The following is a 7,415-nucleotide window of genomic DNA, read 5'->3' as shown; positions in this document are numbered from 1 at the left end:
TTAAAGAAGAATAATAAAATTTTACTTTATATCAATCAATTTAATCTATAAATTTATTAATAATCTAAATATTAATTATATAGGTGAATTTAAATGGAAGATCATAAAAATTCCATATTTGCTCTTAAAACATCAGCAGGTCAAGAAAGAAATGTTGCTATGCTGTTAAGAATGAAAGCGGATAAACCTGGCGTAGATATTAAATCAATTGTGGTGCCGGAATCTTTAAAAGGTTATATTATAGTTGAATCTGCAACCAATCTTGATATGAAAAACCCTGATATGAAAGTTCGTCATTTAAGAGGTATTGTAGGTGCCAATAGGGATGGAACCATTAATCCAGATAGCCAAATAACCATGGAAGAAGTTAAAAAATTCTTAAAGCCACAACCAATTATTTCCTCTATTCAAAAAGGAAGTATTGTCGAACTTGTTTCAGGTCCTTTCAAAGGAGAAAAATCAAAAGTTGTCCGTTTAGATGAATCTCGTGAAGAAGTAGTTCTCGAGTTAATCGAAGCAGCAGTTCCGATTCCTGTTACTGTTAAAGCTGATCAAATTAGAATTATTAAAAAGGAGGCTGACTAATGGCTAAAGAAACTGTTGAAGTTCTTATTGAAGGTGGAACAGCTACTCCTGGACCTCCATTAGGTCCTGCAATTGGTCCACTTGGTATTAATATGATGCAAGTAGTTGAAGAAATCAATAAAAAGAGTGCTGACTTCAAAGGAATGAAAGTGCCTGTTAGAGTTATTGTAGACAGTGACACTCGTGACTTTGAAATTGAAATTGGTACTCCTCCAACAACTGCTCTTATTATGGATGAACTTGGCATTGATAAGGGTGCTCATGAACCTGGTGCTGAAGTCGTTGCTGACTTGTCAGTGGAACAAGCTTTAAAAATTGCTAGAATGAAATTTGATTCATTACTTGCAAACGACTACAAGCATGGTGCTAAGGAAGTTATGGGTACTTGTGTAAGTATGGGAATTACCGTTGACGGTAAAGACCCAAGAGAAGCTCAAAAAGCAGTTGATGCTGGAGAGTATGATGACATTTTAGTAGAATAGATATTCTATTGTCATTTTGCTTACAATGTTAATCCATTTAGTTTTTTAAAATTCTTCATTATTTAATTTAATAAATAATAAATTTTTTAATTTATTTTAGTTAATTTATTTTAGTTAATTTATTTTAGTTAATTTATTTTACTTAATTTATTTTACTTAATTTATTTTACTTAATTTATTTTATTTAATTTATATTAATTTATTAATTTAAATCTTTGATCCGAATTTTAAATGCTTAAGATCATTTAATACTTTATTTAAGATTATATATTCTTTTAAGTGATTAATTAGCAATTAGCTATTTATGATAAAAGATATTAATTCACTTTAAATTATAGATGAAATTATGGTGCGGACGTTTTACTTGTTCTAGAATGTCTAAATCATGATGGATATAAGCTTTTAGGAATCTAATGATTTATTAATTCTTAATTTTATTAATTTAGTTTTAAATTAATTTGAATTTTGATTTTTATTAAAATTTAATTTATGAATTTGATTCAATGAATGATTTATGAATTGTTCTTATGAATGATTATGAATTGTTTAATGGATGATTTATGAATTGTTTTTATGAATGATTTGTAATTTGATTATGAATTTGATTCAAAAAATTAAATATTATTCTTATAAAAATTATATAATTCCTTAAGATTTTGTTATTAATTAAATTTGAAGATTTCTCGTAAATTAAAAAAATGTCCAATGAACAAATGTTCATGGAGGATTTATATGACACAAGAGATTATTGATGCGGTGAAGGAGGCAAAAGAACAAGCTAAGCCGAGAAACTTCACTCAATCCATTGATGTTATTATTAACCTCAAGGATTTAGATGTCAGAAAACCAGAAAACAGATTTAGTGAAGAAGTAGCTCTTCCAAATGGCCGTGGCAAAGATATTAAAATCGGTGTAATTGCTGACGGTGAATTAGCTCTTTCCGCTAAAAACGCTGGTGTAGATCTTGTGATTTCCAAAGAAGATTTACAAGAATTTGGTAAAGACAGAAAAGCTGCTAAAAAAATAGTAAATTCTGTAGATTCATTTATCGCACAAGCTGATATGATGCCACTTGTAGGTAGATTCTTAGGTCCTATACTTGGTCCTCGTAACAAAATGCCTAAACCAGTGCCATCCAGTGCTAAAATTGAACCTTTACTCGAAAGAGTACAATCTACCATTAAAGTAGGTGTAAAACAACAACCTTCTATTCAAATCTTAGTTGGAACCCAAGACATGGACGACGAGAAGTTAGCTGAAAATATTGAAGCTGTTCTTGCAATCTTAGACCGCAATTTAGAAAAAGGAAGAAACCAAATAAAATCCATGTATATTAAAGCGACTATGGGTTCAGTAGTGAGGGTGATTTAAGATGGCTCACGTTGCTGAATGGAAAAAGGAAGAAGTTAATGAATTAAAAGGTTTAATTGATTCTTCTGAAGTTGTAGGTATTGTAAACTTATTAAACATTCCTGCTAGACAATTACAAGAAATGAGAAAAACCTTAGTAGGAAAAGCAACTATCAGATTATCCAAAATCAACCTTATGAAATTAGCTTTAGAAGATTGTGATGATGAGAAAGCTAATATTACAGGGCTTTCCGATTATATGGAAGGACAACCTGCACTTGTTTGTACCGACATGAATCCTTTCAGTTTGTACAAAATATTAGAAGACAGTAAAACTTCTGCTCCTGCAAAGGCTGGTTCTATTGCTTCTGATGATATTGTTGTACCTGCTGGAGATACTGGTTTCCCACCAGGTCCGTTCCTCGGTGAATTACAACAAATAGGTGTTCCTGCTAGAATCGACAAAGGTAAAATCGTAGTTTCCAAAGATACTGTTGTTGTAGAAGCTGGTGAAGAAGTTCCTAAAAACGTTGCAGCTGCATTAACCAGATTGGATATCAAACCTATGGAAGTAGGTATGGACTTAAAAGCTGTATACGAAGAAGGATCCATCTTTGAAGCAGATGTATTAGCTATTGATGAAGAAGAAACTCTTGCAAATATTCAAAGTGCATTTACCAGAGCTTTCAATTTATCTGTATTTACTGCTTACCCAACTAAAGAAACTATTTCCACTATCATTGGTACTGCTCATTCCAAAGCTTACAATGTTGGTATTGAAGCGGCTATCTTAACTGACAAAACTTCTGATATGTTAATTGCACTTGCAAACGCTAAGATGTTAGCTTTAGCTGGTGAATTAAGTTCTGATGCTATTGATTCTGAATTAGCTGATAAATTAGCAAATGTTGCTGTTGCTGCAGCTCCTGTTGCTGAAGCAGCTGAAGAAGAAGTAGAAGAAGAAGTTGAAGAAGAAGAGGAAGATGATGGTGAAGAAACTGCTGCAGCAGGCTTAGGTGCTTTGTTCGGTTAGTTTTGAACTCAAAATTTATACTTTATTGTTTTAATACCTGTCTTATTTATTTACAGGATTTAAAATTCGATATTTCGCAAAAATATGTGTATTGAATTATTTAAAAAGAAAATAAATTTATTATAATAAAATAAACGGTGATAACATGGAATATATATATGCGGCAATGATTTTGCACACCACAGAACAAGATATTAATGAAGAAAATGTAACTAAAATCTTAGAAGCAGCTGGCGCTGATGTAGATGATTCTAGAGTAAAAGCTTTAATCGCAGCATTAGAAGATGTTGATATTGAAGAAGCTATGGAAACCACTGCTATGGCAGCAGCTCCTGCAGCAGCAGCTCCTGTAGCTGAAGCAGCAGTCGAAGAGGAAGAAGAAGAGGAAGAAGAAGAAGACGAAGAAGCAGCTGAAGAAGAAGCAGCAGCTGGTTTAGGTGCTTTATTCGGATAGATTCTTTCTATCCTTTATTTTCTTTTTTTCAAACCTTTAGTAATACTTTTTTACTATTTTTTATTAATTTATAACAATTTTGACTATTTTTAACTATTTTTTACTATTTTTTACTATTTTTTTCTATTTTTTTCTATTTTTTACTATTTTTAACCATTTTTTACTATTTTTTACTAATTTTATTAATTTATTAATTTTTAAATTCTTTTTAACCATTTTTATTTATTTTTACTTATTTTATTAATTTTTAAATTCTTTTTAACTATTTTTAACTTTTTTTTGCATTGATTTTTTATGAAACTTTTTGATTTCATTTTTATGAAACTTTTAAATTTTCAAAAGTCTTTTCAAAAGATATATAAGTTTTCATTGATAAATTATTATTTAGAATAAGGGGAGGTGAAGATATGATTTGTCCTGATTGTGGAGAGCTTAATTCAAGCGGTGCTAAATTTTGTAAAAAGTGTGGTAGGAAACTAGTTTCAGAAAATACTAGCCAGTCATTTTCCGCTGCTGCAAATAACCCTCCAGCAAAATCTGATGATAATAAAAATTTATTGATTATCTGCTTAACAATTATCATAATCGCTGTGCTTGTTGCCGGTGCCTTAATATACATGTCATCTGGAAACAGTGACTCTGATGATTATCTTAGTGAGGATTCCATGTCAAGTGATGATAGTGTGGATGATTCTGTAGATACTGATACCGTTGATGAAAGTTCAACAGTTGTTGAAGAGAAGAGCCAGATGCAGATACTTAGTGGAAGTTTTTCTACAGGTACGGAAATGTCTGATAAAACATATTGTACAGTATATGTCGGTGATGAATATGCTGGTGATAGTGTTAAAATAAGTGTTTTATACAGTTATGCTGGTTCTAATTTAAATCAAGGCAAAATAGTTCCTAAAACTGTCACAAGTGATGGTTATATTTCCGTTGCAAGTGCAGACGCTTTTGACTATTATCCTGATCATGCTTTAATTAAGATCTATGACTCCAATGGTAATGTTTTAGACACTCAAAGTGTTTCAATGGCAGCTACTTATGGTACTCAGACTTTTTAATTAAAGACTAATTTTTCTTATTTTTTTATTTTAACTAATTTTTACTTATTTTTTTTATTTTAATCTTGTTTTTTATCTTTTTTTATTCTTATTTTAATTATTTTAATTATTTTTTCTTATTTTAATTATTTTAATTATTTTAATTATTTTAATGACTTATTATTCTAATATTTATTTTTTTAATAATCTTTTAATTTCATTTTTAAATAATTATTCAACTTTTGATTTTAATTTTCATTTCATTTCATTAATTATAAATATCATTATGTTAGAATTTTAATTATAGATAATTTTCTGGGGGAATATTATGATATGTCCTTTTTGCGGATGTGAAAATCCTGATGATTATAAGTTTTGTCATGACTGTGGAAATCCTTTAATTAGGAGAGAAACAATTAATGAGGATTTGGAAATCTATCCGAACTTTGATACAAAAAAATTAATTATTATAGGTTATATAATAGCTATTCTATTTGGTTGGGGCAGTTTCCTACTCAGTTTCCTATTTGGTTCATACGGATTTATTGGTTTTATTGGACTCTTTTTCCCAGGTTTTATGTTAAATAGTAAAGATCCGAATATTCGAAAACATGCTTATATTCAAATGGCAATCATGATTCTTGGAATTATTGTTACCTTTTTGGTCTTATTCAGATGATTGTTGTCTTTTTTAAGTAAAATTGTTACCTTTTTGGTCTTATTCAGATAATCATTGTATTTTTTAATTAAAATTTACTATTTAAATTATTTTTATCTATTATTTATGATTATTATTTATTGATAATTATTTTAAGGTGTTATTTTAATGAATAAAAAGTTAAAAATAGTTTTATACATTATTTTGGCACTAATAATTATTGTTGGTGCATTTGGAATTTATTACATTAATGATTTTTATCATGCTGATGAAAGTGTTGATGCTTATTTAAATGGAAGCGATAATGTTTCAGTCATTGAAATTGATGACGGTCTATTTCTGGATGGTCCTGGAAATGAAACTGCACTGATATTCTATCCCGGTGCCAAGATAGAATCTACTGCATATTTGCCTATGCTTTCTGAGCTCTCTAGTTGTGGAGTGGACTGCTTCTTGATGGAAATGCCTTTTAATCTAGCATTTTTAGGTCAAAACGAGGCAGATGATGTATTGGATAATTCCACTTATTCCTATTCCAATTGGTATATTTCAGGTCATTCATTAGGTGGGGCCATGGCAGCCTCTTATGCAGCAAATCATGATGGTTTGAAAGGTTTAATACTCTTTGCATCCTATCCTACAGAAGATTTGGATGATTTGTCTGTATTGTCCATCTATGGATCCAATGACAAGGTTTTAAATAGGCAATCATATGAAAGTTCTAAAAACTTAAGTGATAATTTTACAGAAAGGATTATTGATGGAGGAAATCATGCCCAATTTGCATCCTATGGAAATCAATCAGGGGATGGATTGGCTCAGATTTCTTCAGAAAGTCAGGTAAATCAAAGTGTAAATTATGTTCTTGATTTTATCGGTGAATTTTAGACAAGTTTTTAGGTTTATTTAAAAAATAATTTTAATTAATTATTCTGTGTTGAGAAGGAAGTGATAAAAGGTGTATTGTCGTGATTGTGGTGCAGAAAACTCAGATAGTGCTAAATTTTGTAAAAATTGTGGTGCTCCATTAGCTTCTGGACCAATTAAAGATTCAGTGACTAAATCTGAAAGATTAAACAATAATGTTCATAGTGAAAATATTAATAATGTAAGGGAAAGAAGTTCTCCAAACACTGCTCAAAGCAGGGGTGCTGCAACTAACTCCTCCAGTTCAAACAAAAACACATTAATCATTTGTATAACTGCAATTATCTGTGTTGCACTTGTTGCAGGTGCATTCTTGATGTTGAATTCAAACGGTTCTGATGATTCTGAAGTTCTTGCAGATGATGCAGATAGTGAAGTAGATCAAAGTGATGATGATTCATCATCTTCCAGTTCATCTTCCCCCTCATCCAGTTCTTCCAGTAATGAAATGGGCTATGATGAGGCCAGTTCATATTTAAGCGGCGCATCAAACACCGTTATTCGAAATACCTTTGATGAAGCTGATGCCAATAATGACGGGGTCTTGACAGGTAGTGAAATTAGCAGATTCAAATATCTTGCCGATTTAACCGATAGAACTGCAGACACTTCAAACACTGAACATGTTGAAGCATCAGACCAAGGTGCAGGGGATGGAACAACTAAAACCAGATACTGTACAACTCACGGTAGGGTTGCTGTAGGTTCAGACAACTTATGTCCCTACTGTGAAGCTGAAGGTTTGGACGCAAGAACTGTTAAAGGTTCAACCGAATACGTTTAGATTTAGTTTTTTAAGCTGTCTTAATTGGCTAAATCTTTCAATTCTTTTTTTACTATTTTTACTATTTTTACTATTTTTACTATTTTTACTATTTTT

General features: G+C 30.7%; 9 protein-coding genes. All 9 read left to right on the top strand.

Going from position 1 to position 7,415, the window contains the following annotated elements:
* Nucleotides 1-93: 93 nt before the first annotated feature.
* The 9 genes from Q0138_RS04020 (at nucleotide 94) to Q0138_RS03980 (ending at nucleotide 7,319) form a co-directional block, all read left to right on the top strand.
* Nucleotides 94-585, top strand: a complete 492-nt coding sequence (locus Q0138_RS04020) for a transcription elongation factor Spt5 (protein ID WP_297981250.1) — start codon at nucleotides 94-96, stop codon at nucleotides 583-585.
* Nucleotides 585-1,067 (top strand): 50S ribosomal protein L11, encoded by a 483-nt coding sequence (locus Q0138_RS04015; protein ID WP_297981247.1) that lies wholly within the window; start codon nucleotides 585-587, stop codon nucleotides 1,065-1,067. The genes Q0138_RS04020 and Q0138_RS04015 overlap by 1 nt, the downstream gene beginning before the upstream one ends.
* Nucleotides 1,068-1,799: 732 nt before the next feature.
* Nucleotides 1,800-2,438: a 50S ribosomal protein L1 gene (locus Q0138_RS04010; protein ID WP_297981244.1), complete on the top strand. Its 639-nt coding sequence runs from the start codon at nucleotides 1,800-1,802 to the stop codon at nucleotides 2,436-2,438.
* 1 nt (nucleotide 2,439) lies between these two features.
* Nucleotides 2,440-3,450, top strand: coding sequence for a 50S ribosomal protein L10 (locus Q0138_RS04005; RefSeq protein WP_297981242.1), 1,011 nt, complete (start codon nucleotides 2,440-2,442; stop codon nucleotides 3,448-3,450).
* Between the two features lie 145 nt (nucleotides 3,451-3,595).
* A complete protein-coding gene (rpl12p, locus tag Q0138_RS04000; protein WP_297981239.1) occupies nucleotides 3,596-3,904 on the top strand; it encodes a 50S ribosomal protein P1 in 309 nt (102 codons plus the stop codon).
* A gap of 407 nt (nucleotides 3,905-4,311) precedes the next feature.
* Nucleotides 4,312-4,971, top strand: coding sequence for a zinc ribbon domain-containing protein (locus Q0138_RS03995; protein WP_297981236.1), 660 nt, complete (start codon nucleotides 4,312-4,314; stop codon nucleotides 4,969-4,971).
* A gap of 307 nt (nucleotides 4,972-5,278) precedes the next feature.
* Nucleotides 5,279-5,629, top strand: coding sequence for a zinc ribbon domain-containing protein (locus tag Q0138_RS03990; RefSeq protein WP_297981233.1), 351 nt, complete (start codon nucleotides 5,279-5,281; stop codon nucleotides 5,627-5,629).
* Nucleotides 5,630-5,776: 147 nt separating this feature from the next.
* Nucleotides 5,777-6,496, top strand: a complete 720-nt coding sequence (locus Q0138_RS03985; RefSeq protein ID WP_297981231.1) for an alpha/beta hydrolase — start codon at nucleotides 5,777-5,779, stop codon at nucleotides 6,494-6,496.
* A 70-nt stretch (nucleotides 6,497-6,566) separates the two neighbouring features.
* A complete protein-coding gene (locus tag Q0138_RS03980) occupies nucleotides 6,567-7,319 on the top strand; it encodes a zinc ribbon domain-containing protein (RefSeq protein ID WP_297981228.1) in 753 nt (250 codons plus the stop codon).
* The last annotated feature ends 96 nt before the right edge of the window (nucleotides 7,320-7,415 follow it).

Source organism: uncultured Methanobrevibacter sp., assembly GCF_937906425.1.
Classification (GTDB): Archaea; Methanobacteriota; Methanobacteria; order Methanobacteriales; family Methanobacteriaceae; genus Methanobrevibacter.
The sequence above is the reverse complement of the archived record's forward strand: the minus strand, read 5'-3'. Positions and strand labels throughout refer to the sequence as shown.